Below are 17,404 nucleotides of genomic sequence, written 5' to 3'. Positions count from 1 at the left end.
GCCCGCCGTTATGGCGGGCTTTTTTTTGCGCGAACCTGACGCGGCGAATCACACGTCGGGATCGTCGTCCTGATGGGTTTCGAGCCAGTGGCCGAGCTTGCTCTGCTTGGTGTCGAGGTAATGCTCATTGTGGGGATTACGTCCCACATGCAAGGGCACCCGTTCGGCGATATCGATGCCATAGGACGACAGCGCCTTGACCTTGCGGGGGTTGTTGGTCATCAGCCGCAGACTTGTGATACCCAGATGCTCCAGCATGTCTTTGCACATGCTGTAATCCCGAAGATCTGCCGCAAAACCGAGCTGTTCATTGGCTTCGACGGTGTCTGCACCCTGGTCCTGCAGGTGGTAGGCGCGAATCTTGTTCAACAAGCCAATGCCTCTGCCTTCCTGGCGCAAGTACATGAGAATACCCCGACCTTCGCGGGCAATACTGCGCAGGGCCTCTTCAAGCTGGTAACCACAGTCACAGCGCATGCTGTACAGCGCATCGCCGGTAAGGCACTCGGAGTGAGTCCGGGCAAGCATGGGTTCCGCGCTGTTCAATTCACCCAATGTCAGGGCTATGTGCTCTTTGCCAGTGTCCGGTTCCTCGAAGCCGTGCATGTCAAACACCCCGAACGGGGTCGGCAACCGGCAGGTCTGGATGTAACGAACAGCCACAGTCTTTCCTCGTGGTTCAGTCAATCGGGCCGCGCATTCTATCACGCGGCCGTCTGCTTGGCGTAGTCCCGGCACTGTAGCGCCTCCGATGATGCTGAGATATTGGTGATTTACGCACCAGGGGACATTGCGGATTAAAACTCAGGGGCTGTTTGCCACCCAATGGCCGCTGCGCCCACCTTTCTTCTCAAGCAAACGAACCGCGCCAATTTCCATGCCGCGATCCACCGCCTTGCACATGTCATAGAGGGTGAGGGCCGCCACGCTGGCCGCGGTCAGCGCCTCCATTTCGACACCGGTCTGGCCAGAGAGCTTGCAGCGGGTCAGGATATGGACCGACGCGCCATCATCGCCGGGCGTCAGCTCCACCTTCACCGAGGTGAGGTTGAGCGAATGGCACAACGGAATCAGTTCGTGGGTTCTCTTGGCCGCCATGATGCCTGCGATGCGGGCGACCGCCAGCACATCACCCTTTGGGTGTTCACCGTCAACAATCATGTTCAGTGTTTCCGGCGCCATACGAATGGTGGCCTCGGCACGGGCCTCACGTTCGGTGACCGCTTTCTCGGTCACATCGACCATGCGGGCTTCACCCTTGTCATCAAGATGCGTCAGTTTGCTCACAGCGTCTCCAGGATTTCTTGAACCGGGGAATGACTCATGCAGGATGACGAGCATACCAGATGACCGCCAACACCGCCGTCATCGTCAGCGTGCGGACCACCAGAACCGGATACCGGCCACGCCCTGGCCACCCTCATCACGGCTTCGCGCTACATCACCCGGCCCCAGGCCTCCCAGACCATAGACCGGAACCCGGGCGGCGCGGGCGAGGCGTCCGAATTCGGCCCAGCCGATGCCCCTGGCCTCGGGGTGCGTGGGCGTGGGGGTTACCGGTCCGAGCGTGACGTAATCCGCGCCCAGCGAGGTCGCATGGACCAATTGCCCCGCGTCATGGCAGGACACACCCAGCCAGGCACCCGGGGGAATCGGACGCTCCGACAACGTCTCGGCTTGCCGCCAGGGCAAATGCAGTCCGGCCGCGCCCGGAGTCTCCCGAAACGTCGCCGGCGCGCCATGGACGATCACTCCGACACCGGCGTCGCGGCACAACGGAACCGCCCGCTCCGCCAATCGCAGGTAATCCTCGACTGGCAGATCCGGAGCCCGCAAAACCACGAGGTCCGACGACAGGCCCGCCAGCGCCATTTGAAGCCCTCGCAGACCGTCTGCGACATTTTCGATGGCACCGGTAATGGCCAGCACCGGCGGCAGCCTCAGGGCCCGGATGATGGGCCGGTTCGCCGCGGGAAAATCCTCATCCCGTAAGTCACCGGGCAGCAACCATTCTATCGGCTGACCTTCACGCCCCTCGGCCACCCCGATGGCTTCCTGAGTGCGCCAGACGTCCAGAAACACCCGCTTGTCGCCATAGTCATGGCGAATACCAATAACGGGCTTCAGAGAGCCCTCAGGCACGCTCAGGCCGGTTTCCTCAGCGATTTCCCGCACCAGTGCCTGCTGGACGGTTTCGTCCGGCTCCACCTTGCCACCGGGAAACTCCAGCAGCCCGCCCTGATGCACATGATCCGGCCGCCGGGCAATCAGCACCCTGCCTTCACGGATCACGACCGCCACCGCTACATGCACTTCCCTGACCGCAGGCTTGACTCCGGTCATGCTCAGGTCCGGTACTCGGCGTTGATGGTGACGTAGTCGTGGGAGAAGTCACAGGTCCAGACCGTTTCCCTGACATCGCCTCGCTTCAGGTCGATGGCGATGGTGATCTCCTCGCGGTCCATCACAGCCTGTCCCCGCGCTTCCGAATAGTCGTCGGCGCGCCCGCCATGGCGGACCAGACAAACGTCCCCAAGGAAGATCTCCAGCGCCTCAAGGTCCAGGTCCGGGACCCCGGCACGTCCAACCGCCGCCAGAATCCGACCCCAGTTCGGGTCCGAAGCGAACAGCGCGGTCTTCACAAGGGGGGAATGCGCCACCGTGTAGGCGACGTCCAGAGCCTCCTTCTGGTCCGCGGCGCCGCTGACGTCGATGGTGACAAACTTGGTGGCGCCCTCCCCGTCCCGGACAATGGCGTGGGCCAGCTCCAGGTATACCTGCTCCAGCGCTTCCCGAAGCTTCGGCAGAGTCGGGCTATCTGCATCAATCTCCGGCCCACCATACTGACCGCTGGCCATCAGCATGCAGCAGTCATTGGTCGAGGTGTCACCGTCGATGGTGATCCGGTTGAAGGACTTCTCTCCGAGCTCGGATGCCAGGGTCTGCAGCAACCCGGGCTCAATGCGGGCGTCGGTGGCAATGAAGCCCAGCATGGTAGCCATATTCGGGCGAATCATGCCCGCGCCCTTACTGATGCCGGAGATGGTGACGGTATGGCCATCGAGATCCAACCGACGGGTTGCTCCTTTGGGACGGGTGTCCGTGGTCATGATGCCGCTGGCTGCCTCCGCCCAATGGGTCTCATCGGTATTCGCGAGCGCGTCGGGAAGGGCATTTACAATCTTCGCCACCGGCAACGGTTCACCGATAACACCGGTGGAAAATGGCAACACTTCCGCCGAATTCACGCCGGCTTTTTCAGCCAAGGCATTACAGCAGGCAAGGGCATCGGCCATACCGCGCTCGCCAGTACCGGCATTGGCATTGCCGGTATTGATCAGCAGGTAGCGCGGGGCTTTCTGCGCCAGGTGTCGGCGGCTCAGTGTCACGGGCGCGGCACAGAACTGGTTACGGGTAAAAATACCGGCAACCCGGCTTTCCGACGCCAACTCGAACACCACGATGTCTTTCCGGCCGGGCTTTTTGATTCCGGCACTGGCAATTCCCAACCGAACTCCGGCAACCGGGAAAAATTCGGGCAAGGTTCCGGGACCTACCGCCATCCTGCATCTCCTCTGATAACGCCTGAAACAGGCCATTCAAAACGTAAAAACCCGCAGCCTGATCGTGCCAGGTTGCGGGTCTTCGATTTCAACTCAGTGCCGGCGATCAGCTGACCTTGCCATGACACTGCTTGTACTTCTTGCCAGACCCGCACGGACACGGCTCATTGCGCCCGACCTTACGCTCCTGCCGGACATAGGTCTCGGGCGTACCCGCAGGCTGCTGCCCCCCTTGGCCCTCGGCCTCGCGCTGGCTCTCGGCGGTCGCGCTGGTCTGGTCATGGCGCAGGCGAGCCCGGGCCAGTTCCTGCTCAAGCTCCTGCTTGCGACGACGCTCAACCTCTTCCATTTCCTCGCGGCTTTGGACCCGAACATGACAGAGCACCCGAGTGACATCGCGCTTCATGGTTTCCAGCATGTCCTCAAACAGGTTAAACGCCTCGCGCTTGTACTCCTGCTTGGGGTTTTTCTGGGCATAGCCACGCAGGTGAATACCGCGGCGCAGGTGATCCATGTTGGAAAGGTGTTCCTTCCACAGGGTATCCAGCACCTGCAGGAAGACCTGCTTCTCGAACTTGCGCATGGCCTCGGAGCCGGCAATCTCCTCTTTTGCCTTGTAGGCAGTGACAACCTCATCAAGAATCTTCTGGCGGAGATTTTCCTCGTAAAGGTTGCTGTCCTCTTCCAGCCACTTCTGCACTGGCAGCTCGAGCGCCATCTCCGACTGGATCTGGGATTCCAGCCCGGAAACATCCCACTGTTCCGGCATGCTCTGGGGCGGGATGTATTCGCTGATCATGCTGTCAACGACATCGGCCCGAATGGTATCCACCATCTCGGAGATGTCCTCTGAAGACATCACCTCGTTACGCTGCTCGTAGATCACGGTACGCTGGTCATTGGCCACGTCGTCGTACTCAAGCAGCGTCTTACGCATGTCGAAGTTGCGACCTTCCACCTTGCGCTGGGATTTCTCGATTGCGTTGGTGACCATGCGGTGCTCGATGGCCTCGCCCTTCTTCATGCCCATGGCCTGCATCAGGCTCTTGACCCGATCCGGCGCGAAAATGCGCATCAGGTTGTCTTCCAGGGACAGGAAGAAACGGGAGGAGCCCGGGTCGCCCTGACGACCGGCCCGACCACGCAGCTGGTTATCAATCCGACGGGACTCGTGGCGCTCGGTGCCGATGATGTGCAGACCGCCGGCATCCAGCACCTGGTTGTGGCGTTCGGTCCACTCGGCCTTGATCTTCGCGACGTCTTCCTCGGACGGATTGTCCATATCCGCGACCTCGAACTCCCAGTTACCACCCAACACGATGTCGGTACCACGACCGGCCATGTTGGTAGCGATGGTCACCGCGCCGGGACGACCAGCCTGGGCGATGATCAGGGCTTCCGAGTCGTGCTGCTTGGCGTTCAGGATCTTGTGGTCAATCCGGGCCTTCTTGAGCAGCATCGACAGCAGCTCAGAGGCTTCGATGGACGCCGTACCGACCAGTATGGGACGCCCCTCGGTCGTGACATCCTTGATCTCGTCAATGATCGCATGGAACTTCTCTTCCTGGGTGAGGTAGACAAGATCATTGTAATCAATACGCTGGATCGGCTTGTTGGGCGGAATCACCACCACATCGAGGCCATAGATCTGGCGGAATTCGAAAGCTTCGGTGTCGGCGGTACCCGTCATGCCCGCCAGCTTGTCGTATAGACGGAAGTAATTCTGGAAGGTGGTGGACGCCAGGGTCTGGCTCTCAGCCTGGATATTGACTCCTTCCTTGGCCTCCACCGCCTGGTGCAGACCCTCACTCCAACGGCGACCCGGCATGGTCCGGCCGGTGTGCTCATCAACGATGACCACCTGACCGCCCTGGACGATGTAATCCACGTCTTTCTGGAACAGGTGGTGGGCCCGAAGTGCGGAATGCACATGATGCAACAGGCTGAGGTTGGACGCTGAATAGAGGCTCTCGCCCTCAGCCAACAGGCCTTGATTGAGCAGCAACTCTTCGACCCTTTCGTGGCCGGATTCGGTCAGTTCGACCTGACGGGATTTCTCGTCGATGGTGAAGTCGCCTGTTGGCTCGCCTTCTTCGGGCACCTCACCTTTTTCCAGGTTCGGGATCAGCTCGTTGATCGCCTTGTAGAGCTTGGAACTGTCCTCGGCGGCGCCGGAGATGATCAGCGGCGTCCGCGCCTCATCGATCAGAATCGAGTCGACTTCATCGACGATGGCGTAGTTGAGCCCACGCTGCACCTTGTCTTCGGTGCTGAACGCCATGTTGTCACGGAGGTAATCGAAGCCGAACTCATTGTTGGTGCCGTAGGTAATGTCAGCCTGGTAGGCCGCGCGCTTCTCTTCCGGTGGCTGGCCCGAGGCGACAACGCCGACCTGCAACCCTAGGAACCGGTACAGTTTTCCCATCCAGTCGGCGTCCCGGCGGGCCAGGTAATCGTTCACGGTCACCACGTGGACGCCCTTGCCCGGCAAGGCATTGAGGTAAACCGAGGCGGTCGCCACCAAGGTTTTGCCCTCACCGGTCTTCATCTCCGCAATGTGCCCTTCGTGAAGGGTAATACCACCAATCAGCTGGACATCGTAATGACGCATGCCCATGACCCGTCGGCTGGCCTCACGGACCGTAGCAAAGGCCTCCGGCAGGATGGCCTCCAGGCTTTCACCTTCTTCAATGCGGCGACGGAACTCAGCGGTCTTGCCTTGCAGCTCGGAGTCGGACAAATTGCCAAATTGTTCTTCAAGTTCGTTGATGCGCAACACCGATTTGCGCATGCGCTTGATTTCTCTGGCATTTTTACTGCCGAACATCTTGGTTGCAAGCTTTGTGAACATAGACCACTGCTTCTTTGATTAAACGGAGGAAGCGGGCATTCTAACCTTATTTCGCGACAGGAAAAAAGGTAGGCCGCACAGCCGCGGGGTTTGGGGTAACTTATTGATGTGTCCCCAATCGCCAGCCCCGACAAATCGGGACGCCGCCGGCGATTCAGGAACGCAGGGAAAGGCAGGAAAACCGGATTGAAACAGCGCTCAGTTGCTTGATCGCGCGATGTATTTTACGGGATCCTTGGACCGTCCATTGGCCAGTACCTCGAAGTGCACGTGGGGCCCGGTGGAGCGCCCGGTACTGCCCATCAGCGCAACAACCTGGCCTTTCTGGACAACATCACCCACCTTGACCTTGATGGTCTTGCAGTGCCCGTACCGGGTCACCAGACCGTCGCCATGATCGATCTCCACCAGATTGCCATATCCGTACCGCTCCCCTGCCCAGGTAACGACGCCGCCGGCCACGGAAATGATATCACTACCATCCTTGCCGGCCAGATCGACACCATCGTGCCAGGTACGTTTTCCGGTAAACGGGTCGGACCGGTAGCCGTACTTGGAGGATAACCAGCCCCAGGTGATTGGTCGTCCCTCGACAAACATCTCGTCTTCCAGCTTCTGACGGGAGGCCAGCTTGTCCAGCAGGCGCAGCTGCTGTTCCCGATCGTCGAGCTGAGCTTCCAGCCGTTCAATCATCGCCGTCAGTCCGGGCACGGTGAAGGATTCGTTGCCGGCACCGCCTTCCGGACCACCAACGGCCGCCGGCTCACTGAAGTCAAATTCTTCGCTGGCGACCAGGCCGGACTCAACAAACCGCTGGCCGAGCGCATCCAGCCGGAGCAAGCGCCCTTGCATTGCCCCCAACCGGAGCGTCAGCGCGTCAATCTGTCGCTGAGCTTCCTGTTCAACGGCAACCAATTCGGATTTTTGCTCATCCAGACGGGCCTTCCAGTGGGCAACCAAACCCGACGGGGTCGGCTTCTCCGCCTCGGCTTCACTGATCGCGACCTGGTAGCCCGCCCAGCCCGCAGAAACAAGCAAGGCAAGTACAAGAAGAACGAGGCCGACGGCAACGGCACCGTTCAGTGCTACCACGCGGGATTTCCCATGGCGCTTGCCAACAAGGATAATGTTCATAGTGTCATCTGGTTTCATCGTTGAGCCGCAACCTGATTCCTGTAGTGTTGCGCCCCGGAAATTTCCGAGTGGGCTTGCCGTCCATGACAACAACTACGTACTAAAAAAGTCGCAGCGCCCGGGTAGACATACTGAGTTTCCACAATGTAAAACGAGTCTAATACAGGCACTACGCACAAACCGTGCCGAAGTGTAACCAATCGTAATCGAATTCGTCGAGTGAACGGTCGTCAATGAAGCGAAAAAGTGAACAGAAATTGAGCTTCGACAAACTCGGTGGCACGCCGGCATTGAAGGATCTTGTCGCCAAAGCCGAACTGCATCGCCAGGCGGAGGAACAGGTGCTCTCCGCCGTACCACCAACTCTTGCGGCCGGAACCCGCTTTGTCAGTTGCCATGAAGGTGAGCTCGTACTGTCCACAGAAACCGCGGGCAAGGCCAGCCAGATCCGTTTTCGCCAGCACGAAATCATGGAAAAGGTTCGGGAACACGAACTGTTTCGGTACGTCTGGAAGCTGAAGGTCAAAGTGACCCCGCCCCGCTATCGTGAGAAGCCGGCGTTCAAAAAAGCGCCGCTCAGCAAAGAAAATGCCCGGCTCCTCAAAGAGGAAGCCGGGCACACGAAGGATAAAAAACTACGCGAGGTTCTCGAAAAACTCGCAAGCCACGTCCGGGATTAAGGCCTCCCGCCTTAAGCCTGGGCCGCCAGCACAGGTTTCATGTAGGAGATGGGTGCTGTGGCTTCGTCGTCAAACGTAACCACTTCCCATGCATCCTCTTCTGCCCTGAGCTTGCGGAGCAGCTTATTGTTCAGGTCGTGACCGGACTTGATACCACGGAACTCACCAATCAGGCTGTTGCCCAGCAGGTAAAGGTCACCGATGGCGTCCAGGACCTTGTGCTTGACGAACTCGTCATCGTAACGAAGACCGTCTTCGTTAAGAATCTTGTAGTCGTCGACCACAATGGCGTTATCCACGCTACCACCCAGCGCCAGATTCATCGCCCGAAGCTTTTCAATATCACGCATGAACCCGAAAGTCCGGGCGCGACTCACTTCCTTGACAAAGGACGTGCTGGAAAAGTCGACAGTGGCGGTCTGGGCACGGCCCTTGAAGACCGGATGGTCGAAATCGATGCCGAAGCTGACCTTGAAGCCCTCGAACGGCAGGAAGGTGGCTTTCTTGTCACCCTCTTCAATGGTCACTTCGCGCTTGATGCGAATGAAACGCTTGGCAGCTTCCTGCTCGGCGATGCCGGCAGACTGGAGCAGAAACACAAACGGCCCCGCAGAACCATCCATGATCGGCACCTCAGCAGCACTGAGTTCCACAAAGCAGTTGTCGATACCGAGACCAGCCATGGCTGACAGCAGATGTTCTACTGTTGCCACACGGACACCGTCTTTTACCAGCGTCGTGGACAGCATGGTCTCACCCACATTTTCCGCGCAGGCACGAATCTCGACCATTGGGTCCAGATCGGTCCTCCGGAAGATGATTCCCGAGTCAACCGGCGCAGGCTTCAGCGTCAGGTAAACCTTCTCGCCCGAATGCAGCCCCACACCCGTTGCACGGATAGTGTTTTTTAGTGTCCGTTGTCTGATCATCGGTTCATTATTCCGTCACAAAATGTCGATATTCTGAGCAAAAATCTGCCCGGAGAATATCAGAAAGTAATACTGAGTACCATTTAACCAGCTTGGCTTTGCGTCAAATTTACAATAAGCCAACGTTCGGTAAACAGTGCACGTTTTTTCCGGATCAATGGTTCATTATTTTTTTCCTACTCTGGAGCAAACCCCTAAACCGGATCACAATTGCAACAGATTATCAATCAGCTTGCCGACGGAGGAATGCGGGAATATCGAGATAGTCGACTCCCTGCTCTTCGCTCTCTTTGCTCTGATCAATCGCAACGTTACCGTGAGAAACGGCACGACGACGCAGAACAGCCGGACGGTCGAGCTGGTTGTAATCGGTCTTACCGTCCAGGGTCCGGGTGTTGTCCACCACCTTGGTCGGCTTTTCGCGATCTCCACCCAGGCCAGTGGCAACCACGGTTACCTTAAGCTCGTCGGTCATCTCCGGATCGATCACCGTACCAACGACGACGGTGGCGGAATCGGATGCGAATTCGCGCACAATGTCACCAACCTCGGAGAACTCGCCCAGGTTGAGGTCCATGCCAGCCGTGATGTTGACCAGAATGCCCTTGGCGCCCTGCAGGTTGATATCCTCGAGAAGCGGACTGCGTACTGCAGCTTCGGCAGCTTCCCGGGCCCGGTTTTCGCCGGTGGCGCGGGCGGTGCCCATCATCGCCATACCCATCTCGGACATAACCGTTTTTACGTCGGCAAAGTCGACGTTGATCATGCCGTTTCGGGTGATCAGGTCAGCAATCCCCTGAACCGCCCCAAGCAGCACGTCGTTGGCCGAGGCAAAGGCGTCCAGCAGGCTGGTTTTCTTGCCCATGACCGCCAGCAGCTTCTCGTTCGGGATGGTGATCAGCGAGTCAACGCTTTCCTCCAGCTCCTTCAGGCCGGCCTCGGCGACACTCATGCGCTTGCCACCTTCAAACATGAACGGCTTGGTCACAACCGCAACGGTCAGGATGCCAAGCTCGCGGGCCACTTCCGCCACCACAGGCGCGGCGCCGGTGCCGGTACCACCACCCATGCCGGCGGTGATGAACACCATGTCAGCGCCCTTCAGGGACTCGGCAATGCGATCCCGGTCTTCCAGAGCGGACTGACGCCCCACTTCCGGGTTTGCACCTGCTCCCAGCCCTTTGGTGATATTGCCACCCAGCTGAATGATTTGCCGGGCATCCATATCAGTCAGTGCCTGGGCATCGGTGTTGGCGCAGATGAATTCCACACCCTCGATGTCGCTGTTAAGCATGTGACGTACGGCATTACCGCCACCGCCGCCTACACCGACGACCTTAATGACAGCGTTTTGCTGGACATTATCGACGAGTTCAAACATTTCCCCTACTCCTTCGTGCTGTTTTTTCAGCCTTTCCAGGCTGTTATTTCGAGATTGTGTTTTCGAGATACCTTCGTTAACTGCTCACCCGGCACCGTCAGAAATGACCGGTAAACCAGGCCTTCATTCGCTCAAACAGCGTGGGTGCGTCTTCACCCTTGAGCACTGGCGTCCGCCCAAGATCCATCTGGCGGAAACCATGGATCAACAACCCCACGCCCGTGGCGTAGATCGGGTTGTTGACCACTTCCGTCATACCGGAAACCGCCTGCGGACAGGCCAGCCTTACCGGCATGTGGAAGATTTCTTCAGCCAGTTCCACCACGCCTTCCATGGTGGAGGAACCGCCTGTAATCACGATGCCTGCGGGAATCAGGTCCTCGAACCCGGAGCGCCGAAGCTCAGACTGGACCAGGGTGAACAGCTCCTCATAGCGAGGCTCCACCACCTCCGCCAGGGCCTGGCGAGACAGATCCCGCGGTGCCCGGTCGCCGACACTCGGAACCTTGATGGTTTCATCGGCGCCCGCCAGTTGGGTCAGCGCGCAGGCATACTTGATCTTGATTTCCTCGGCGTTCTGCGTGGGTGTGCGCAGGGCCATGGCAATGTCGTTGGTGACCTGGTCACCGGCAATGGGAATTACCGCGGTGTGGCGGATAGCGCCGCCGGTGAAGACGGCGATGTCAGTGGTGCCGCCACCAATATCCACGACGCAGACGCCCAGTTCTTTTTCGTCCTCGGTCAGGATGGCGTGGCTGGAGGCCAGTTGCTCCAGAATGATGTCGTCCACATCCAGGCCACAGCGCTTGACGCATTTCTCGATGTTCTGTGCGGCATTCACCGCGCAGGTCACCAGATGCACCTTCGCCTCGAGGCGCACACCGGACATGCCCATCGGTTCCTTGATGCCTTCCTGGCTATCGATCACGAATTCCTGCGGCAGGATGTGCAGGATTTTCTGGTCTGCCGGAATCGCCACCGCCTGAGCAGCATCAATTACCCGGTCGATATCCGCCTGGGTCACTTCACGGTCACGAATCGCCACGATGCCATGGGAGTTCAGACTCTTGATGTGGCTGCCGGCGATGCCCGCATACACCGAATGAATGCGGCAGCCCGCCATCAGCTCAGCCTCTTCCACCGCGCGCTGGATAGCCTGGACCGTGGTCTCGATATTGACCACGACACCTCGCTTCAGCCCCCGCGAGGGGTGCGAGCCGATGCCCACCACCTCAATGGTGCCGTCCATCTTGCGCTTGCCGACAATCGCAACCACCTTCGAGGTTCCGATATCGAGGCCGACAATCATGTTTTCCGTTTCAACCGATGACATGTATCTCACCAAACCGTGGTCTGAATTAACCGTTACTATGATTTCGGGCCGGAGGCGGCTTCCGCCGCTTTCCACTGCACCGCCACACCATTGGTGTAACGGGCATCCACCCGACTGACTTCATCCGACCGTGACGCCAGCCGGGTTTCGTACACTGTGATAAACCGTTCGAACCTCTGCTCCACCTGGTCCCGACCGAGCACCACTTCGATGCCGTTTGCCAGTTGCAGGGTCCAGGCACCGCGCTGTTCCAGCGACAGTCCCGCAAAATTCAGGCCGTGGCCGACCAGTTGTTCGCTCATGCCCTGGGCCATTTTGATAACGTCACGCACCCGCTCATCCGGACCGGCCAGCTTTGGCAGCCGACCCGCGACCTGCGGATTGGGTGGCGCGAACAGCTCACCGGTACGGCTCACCAGTCGCCCGTCGGTCCAGTAGGCCAGTGGCTTTTTCTCCCGGATGTCGATGACCAGGCGATCGGGCCACACCCGGCGCACGGCGGCGGACTCAACCCAGGGTCTCTGCTCGAGGCTGGTCTTGATCTCCGACAGGTCCGTGGCGAAGTAGCTCTTTCCAATCCAGTTACCTGCCGCCCGTTCAATCGCCACCCGGCTGTCGCCAATGAAATCACCATTCACATCCACCGCCATGAACTGCTGGTCCATGGCGCCGAGAACCTTGCTGGTCCCCCAGGGCACCAGCGCCGCCAGCAACACGATGACCGCGCCCATGCCCACCTGTAGCCAGGGCACCGCGGCGAGTACCGCTTTCAACACACCAAACCGGTCCCGCTCGGGACCGAGGGTGGTTGCCCCCCGGCGCCGCGAGGGTTCGGACGGTACCGCCCGACTCCGGATCAGCAGTGTCTCAAGCATCGGCGTCCTCCAGGGTGTCCCGCAGAATGCGGACCACCAGCTCTTCGAAGCTGATACCCGCGGCTTTCGCGGCCATGGGTACCAGACTGTGGTCGGTCATCCCCGGCACGGTATTCACTTCCAGCAACCAGAACTGGCCGTCGTTGTCCTGCATGACGTCCACCCGCCCCCACGTCCGGCAGCCAACAACCCGGAAGGCGTCCAGCGCCAGCTGCTGAAGACGAAGCTCGTCTTCTGGCGCCAGTCCGCAGGGGATTCGATAGCGGGTATCGTCCGCGAGGTACTTGGCGTCGTAGTCGTAGAACACGTGATCGGTGCTCAACCCGATGGCTGGCAGGGCCTGATCCTGAAGCAGGCTGACGGTAAACTCCGGGCCTTCGATCCACTCCTCGACCAGCACCAGGGTATCCAGCGCTTCCGCTTCCTTGTACGCCGCTGCCAGTTCTTCGGCGTTGCTGACCTTGCGGATGCCGATGCTCGATCCTTCCCGGGAGGGCTTCACGCTCAGAGGCGGTCTCAATTCCGAGACAATCTGCGCGGCCTCGTCCACCGAGCCCATGGTGCGGAACCGCGGCGTCGGCAGGCCGCACCCTTCGAACACGTATTTGGTGCGCAGTTTGTCCATCGCCAGGGCCGACGCCAGCACTTCGCTGCCGGTATAGGGGATACCGGCCTGCGCCAGGATGGCCTGTAACGTGCCGTCCTCACCGCCGCGACCATGCAGGGCAATAAAGACACGGTCAAAATCCGGGTTCTCGACGGTCTTCAGCAGACAGCCGCGAACGTCGACCGCAAAGGCATCGACACCGGCGGACACCAGTGACGCCAGCACGGCCTTACCGCTTTTCAGGGACACTTCGCGTTCAGCGGAATCGCCCCCCATAAACACCGCAACACGGCCGAGCGCCCGGACAAGTTCCGGCGGCGCCTGGTAGGCCTGTGGTTCGGGATGCTGCATATCACTCACTGGAAATCACTCCTGCTGCGGCCAATCTCGCCGCTACACCACCAATATCCCCGGCGCCCTGTGTCATCAGCAGGTCGCCGTCCTGAAGTACGTTCGCCAGCAGGCTCTCAATTTCGTTGTTGTCCTCGACAAACATGGGCTCAACCTTGCCCCGCTGCCGGATGCTCCGACAGAGCGCACGGCCATCCGCTCCGGGGATGGCGGGCTCACCCGCGGAATACACTTCCATCAGTAGCAGTCCGTCCACCTCAGACAGAACCCGGACGAAATCCTCATACAGATCCCGTGTACGGCTGTAACGGTGCGGCTGATAAAGCATCACCAGCCGACGTCCCGGCCACGCATCGTGGGCGGCGCGGATCACCGCTTCCACCTCGGTCGGATGGTGACCATAGTCATCAACCAGTGTGATGTTGCCCTTGGGTGTCTGATAGTCGCCGTAGACCTGGAACCGACGGCCAACGCCGGCGAAACTCGCCAGCCCCTTGCAGATGGCGTCATCGGCAACACCTTCATCAGTCGCTACCGCAATGGCCGCAAGTGCATTCAGCACGTTATGACGCCCCGGCATTTTGAGTTCCACCGCCAGATCACTCCGGCCGCCTGGGCGCTTGACCACGAAACGGGTCCGCAGGCCATCCGATTCGATGTCTTCGGCTCGGTAGTCGGCCTCGGGGTTGTCGATACCGTAGGTAATGATGGCGCGGGAAATTCGCGGGATGATTTCCCGGACGTAGTCGTCGTCGACACACATGACCGCGACACCGTAGAACGGGAGGTTGTGAAGAAAGTCGACGAACGTCTGTTTCAGCTTTTCGACGTCTCCGCCGTAGGTATCCATGTGGTCCGCTTCGATGTTGGTCACCACGGAAATGACCGGCGTCAGGTGCAGGAACGACGCATCACTCTCGTCCGCTTCAGCAACGAGGTAACGAGAATTACCAAGCTGGGCATTCGTGCCCGCACTGTTCAGCTTGCCCCCAATCACAAAGGTGGGGTCGAGACCGGCCTCACCAAGCACCGACGCGATCAGGCTCGTGGTTGTGGTCTTGCCGTGGGTACCCGCCACCGCAATGCCATGCCGGTAACGCATGATCTCTGCAAGCATTTCCGCGCGAGGAACAATCGGCACTCTGCGACCGCGCGCTGAGACCACCTCAGGGTTGTCATCCGCCACCGCCGAGGACACCACAACCACGTCCGCCTTGGCGCTGTTCTCGGGACCATGACCGATGTGCACTTCCACGCCCATGGCCTTGAGTCTCGCCGTGACTGCCCCCTCCTTGATGTCCGAACCGGAGACATCGTAGCCCTGGTTCTTCAGCACCTCGGCAATGCCACTCATGCCGGCGCCGCCGATACCCACAAAGTGGATATGGCGAATCCGGCGCATTTCCGGCACCTGATAGACCAGCGGCGGATTCGTTGCATCAGCCATTGGCGGCCTCCAGACAGTAATTCACGACTCTCTCCGTTGCATCCGGGCGGGCCAGCGTACGTGCGGCCTTCGCCATGTTTGTTATCCGGGTCCGATCTCTGCTCAGGTCGCCCAAGGTCTCTGCCAGTCCTTCCGGTGTCAGCCGGTTCTGCGGAATCAATATCGCCGCACCCACGTTCACCATCTGCTGGCCATTCTTGGTCTGGTGGTCGTCCACTGCGTGGGGGAAAGGCACCAGGATCGCCCCGACTCCCGCGGCACAGAGCTCCGAGATGGTCAGGGCACCGGCCCGGCACAGGACCACATCAGCCCACTCGTAGGCCTCAGCCATGTTCTTGATAAAGGGCTCGACATCCGCCTCCACCCCGTTCGACTCGTAAGCCGCCCGGGCCGCATCGAGATGTTTCTCGCCGCATTGGTGGCGCACAACGGGCCGCTCGTTCTCCGGCAGCTTCGCCAGGGCTTCGGGCACCTGCTGGTTGAACACCTGCGCGCCGAGACTTCCACCGACCACCAGCACGCGCAGGACACCGTCTCGATTGGCCAGGCGCTGGTCCGGGGCTGGCAAGGCCGCCAGATCCTGCCGAACCGGGTTGCCGGTGCACCGGGTGACCACGTCGGTACCAAAGCTCGCCGGAAACGCCTCCAGTACGGTCTCGGCAAACCGCACCAGCAGGCGGTTGGTCAGTCCGGCGACCGCGTTCTGCTCGTGAATCACCAACGGCGTCCGGGTCAACCAGGCCGCCACGCCCCCAGGACCGGTCACGAAGCCGCCCATACCGACCACGCAATCCGGGCGAATCCGGCGCATGATCGTGAATGCCTCACCCAGGGCCCGCATCAGCCGGAAAGGTGCGAGCAGCAGAGCCAGCTTGCCCTTGCCTCTCAGACCCGAGATGTGGATCAGTGACAGCGGGATATCGGTGTCACCAATGAGGCGCTGTTCCATGCCACCGCTGGCCCCTAGCCAGTAGACCTGGTGCCCCTTCTCTTCGAGCGCGCGCGCGGTTGCCAGCGCCGGGAAAACGTGCCCTCCGGTGCCACCGGCCATCATCAGGAAGCGACGCTGGTCAGTCATAAACCGCACCTCCCCGCTTTCCTCGTCCGGTTTTCTCCTGCCCGAGCCGAACCTGATCCAGGCGTTCCATCTCGACCCGAGCCAGGACACCGATACAGATGCACATGATCATCAGGCTGGAGCCACCGTAGCTGACCAGCGGCAACGTCAGCCCCTTGGTCGGCAGCATGCCGGTACTGACGGCGATGTTGATGGTTGCCTGCAGTCCGATCAGCAGGGTAATGCCGTAGGAGAAACATGCTCCGAACGGCATATCCGCCTTCTCGGCCCGGCGGGCGATGACAAAGCCGGAGACCACCAGCAGGGTGAACAGCGCCAGGACAATCAGTGACCCCAACAAGCCGAACTCTTCGGCGATGATGGCGAAAATGAAATCGGTATGCGCCTCCGGCAGATAAAACAGCTTCTGAATCGAGTTGCCGAGGCCAACCCCGCCCCAGTCTCCGCGACCGAACGCGATCAGGGACTGGGTCAACTGGTAGCCGCTGTCGAACTGATCTTTCCAGGGATCGAGATAACTCACCACGCGCTTGAGGCGGTACGGCTGGGTCAGGACCAGCAGCGCCCCGAGCACCACGAGGGTCACGATCAGCGGCACGAACCGGCTGAGCCGGACCCCGCTCAGGAAAATCATGCCGGCGGCAGCCGACACCAGAACCACGGTGGCCCCGAAGTCGGGCTGAATCACCAGCAAAACCGACGCCACGCCAAGCACGACCAATGGCTTGAGGAATCCGCTCCAGGTATTCAGCAACTCCTCCCTGCGGCGAACGACGTAGCCCGCGAGATAGGCGATCAAGCAAAGCTTGGCCACCTCGGATACCTGGACGTTGAACAGTCCGAACGGGATCCAGCGAGTGGAGCCGTTGACGGTACGACCCAGTGGCGTCAAGACCAGCACCAGAACCACAAGACCGATGCCCAGCAAGAGCCAGCCGCTTCGCTCCCACCATGAGATCGGCACGTTGACGGCAATGAGGGCCAGCACGCAGCCCATCGCGGCGAAGAGCAGCTGACGAATCACGTAGTGGTAGCTATTGCCCATGGTTTCGGCCGCCATGTCCATGGACGCCGACGAAATCATCACCACCCCCATCACCAGCAAGGCGACGGCACTGATGACAAGCATGGGCAACGGCTGAAGCTCGCCCAGCCACTGGTTTCGATTTGGCATT

15 protein-coding genes are annotated in these 17,404 nt (G+C 60.0%); 1 reads left to right on the top strand and 14 read right to left on the bottom strand.

What is annotated here, in order from left to right:
- Nucleotides 1-48: 48 nt before the first annotated feature.
- The 6 genes from ribA to KXD86_RS14530 form a co-directional block, all read right to left on the bottom strand.
- Nucleotides 49-663, bottom strand: a complete 615-nt coding sequence (gene ribA, locus KXD86_RS14555) for a GTP cyclohydrolase II (RefSeq protein ID WP_218636882.1) — start codon at nucleotides 661-663, stop codon at nucleotides 49-51.
- Nucleotides 664-804: 141 nt separating this feature from the next.
- A complete protein-coding gene (moaC, locus tag KXD86_RS14550; RefSeq protein ID WP_218636881.1) occupies nucleotides 805-1,287 on the bottom strand; it encodes a cyclic pyranopterin monophosphate synthase MoaC in 483 nt (160 codons plus the stop codon).
- Between the two features lie 84 nt (nucleotides 1,288-1,371).
- Nucleotides 1,372-2,343, bottom strand: coding sequence for a Nudix family hydrolase (locus tag KXD86_RS14545; protein WP_218636880.1), 972 nt, complete (start codon nucleotides 2,341-2,343; stop codon nucleotides 1,372-1,374).
- A 2-nt stretch (nucleotides 2,344-2,345) separates the two neighbouring features.
- Complete coding sequence (gene argJ / locus KXD86_RS14540) at nucleotides 2,346-3,563, bottom strand: bifunctional glutamate N-acetyltransferase/amino-acid acetyltransferase ArgJ (RefSeq protein ID WP_218636879.1); 1,218 nt, start codon at nucleotides 3,561-3,563, stop codon at nucleotides 2,346-2,348.
- A 106-nt stretch (nucleotides 3,564-3,669) separates the two neighbouring features.
- Nucleotides 3,670-6,414 (bottom strand): preprotein translocase subunit SecA, encoded by a 2,745-nt coding sequence (gene secA, locus KXD86_RS14535; RefSeq protein WP_218636878.1) that lies wholly within the window; start codon nucleotides 6,412-6,414, stop codon nucleotides 3,670-3,672.
- Nucleotides 6,415-6,612: 198 nt separating this feature from the next.
- A complete protein-coding gene (locus KXD86_RS14530) occupies nucleotides 6,613-7,548 on the bottom strand; it encodes a M23 family metallopeptidase (protein WP_228739604.1) in 936 nt (311 codons plus the stop codon).
- A gap of 233 nt (nucleotides 7,549-7,781) precedes the next feature.
- Between KXD86_RS14530 and KXD86_RS14525 the strand changes: the two genes are divergently transcribed.
- Nucleotides 7,782-8,228 carry a DUF721 domain-containing protein gene (locus tag KXD86_RS14525; protein ID WP_218636876.1) on the top strand — a complete coding sequence of 149 codons (447 nt, stop codon included), beginning with the start codon at nucleotides 7,782-7,784 and terminating at the stop codon, nucleotides 8,226-8,228.
- Between the two features lie 11 nt (nucleotides 8,229-8,239).
- Here the strand turns inward: KXD86_RS14525 and lpxC are convergent, their stop codons facing one another.
- The 8 genes from lpxC to ftsW form a co-directional block, all read right to left on the bottom strand.
- Nucleotides 8,240-9,157: a UDP-3-O-acyl-N-acetylglucosamine deacetylase gene (gene lpxC, locus KXD86_RS14520; RefSeq protein WP_127330694.1), complete on the bottom strand. Its 918-nt coding sequence runs from the start codon at nucleotides 9,155-9,157 to the stop codon at nucleotides 8,240-8,242.
- A 223-nt stretch (nucleotides 9,158-9,380) separates the two neighbouring features.
- The gene (gene ftsZ, locus KXD86_RS14515; protein ID WP_218636875.1) at nucleotides 9,381-10,538 is read right to left on the bottom strand and encodes a cell division protein FtsZ; all 1,158 of its coding nucleotides are present in this window, start codon (nucleotides 10,536-10,538) and stop codon (nucleotides 9,381-9,383) included.
- Nucleotides 10,539-10,635: 97 nt separating this feature from the next.
- Entirely contained in the window at nucleotides 10,636-11,871 is a 1,236-nt protein-coding gene (gene ftsA, locus KXD86_RS14510) for a cell division protein FtsA (protein ID WP_218636874.1), read from the bottom strand.
- A gap of 35 nt (nucleotides 11,872-11,906) precedes the next feature.
- Nucleotides 11,907-12,746: a cell division protein FtsQ/DivIB gene (locus KXD86_RS14505; RefSeq protein ID WP_218636873.1), complete on the bottom strand. Its 840-nt coding sequence runs from the start codon at nucleotides 12,744-12,746 to the stop codon at nucleotides 11,907-11,909.
- Nucleotides 12,739-13,704 carry a D-alanine--D-alanine ligase gene (locus tag KXD86_RS14500; protein WP_218637171.1) on the bottom strand — a complete coding sequence of 322 codons (966 nt, stop codon included), beginning with the start codon at nucleotides 13,702-13,704 and terminating at the stop codon, nucleotides 12,739-12,741. The genes KXD86_RS14505 and KXD86_RS14500 overlap by 8 nt, the downstream gene beginning before the upstream one ends.
- 1 nt (nucleotide 13,705) lies before the next feature.
- Complete coding sequence (murC, locus tag KXD86_RS14495) at nucleotides 13,706-15,151, bottom strand: UDP-N-acetylmuramate--L-alanine ligase (protein ID WP_218636872.1); 1,446 nt, start codon at nucleotides 15,149-15,151, stop codon at nucleotides 13,706-13,708.
- Nucleotides 15,144-16,229, bottom strand: a complete 1,086-nt coding sequence (gene murG, locus KXD86_RS14490) for an undecaprenyldiphospho-muramoylpentapeptide beta-N-acetylglucosaminyltransferase (RefSeq protein WP_218636871.1) — start codon at nucleotides 16,227-16,229, stop codon at nucleotides 15,144-15,146. The genes murC and murG overlap by 8 nt, the downstream gene beginning before the upstream one ends.
- A complete protein-coding gene (ftsW, locus tag KXD86_RS14485) occupies nucleotides 16,222-17,403 on the bottom strand; it encodes a putative lipid II flippase FtsW (RefSeq protein WP_376770981.1) in 1,182 nt (393 codons plus the stop codon). The genes murG and ftsW overlap by 8 nt, the downstream gene beginning before the upstream one ends.
- Nucleotide 17,404: the final 1 nt, after the last annotated feature.

The organism is Marinobacter arenosus, from assembly GCF_019264345.1.
Taxonomy (GTDB): Bacteria; Pseudomonadota; Gammaproteobacteria; order Pseudomonadales; family Oleiphilaceae; genus Marinobacter; species Marinobacter arenosus.
This window is presented reverse-complemented; position numbering and strand designations above follow the sequence as displayed.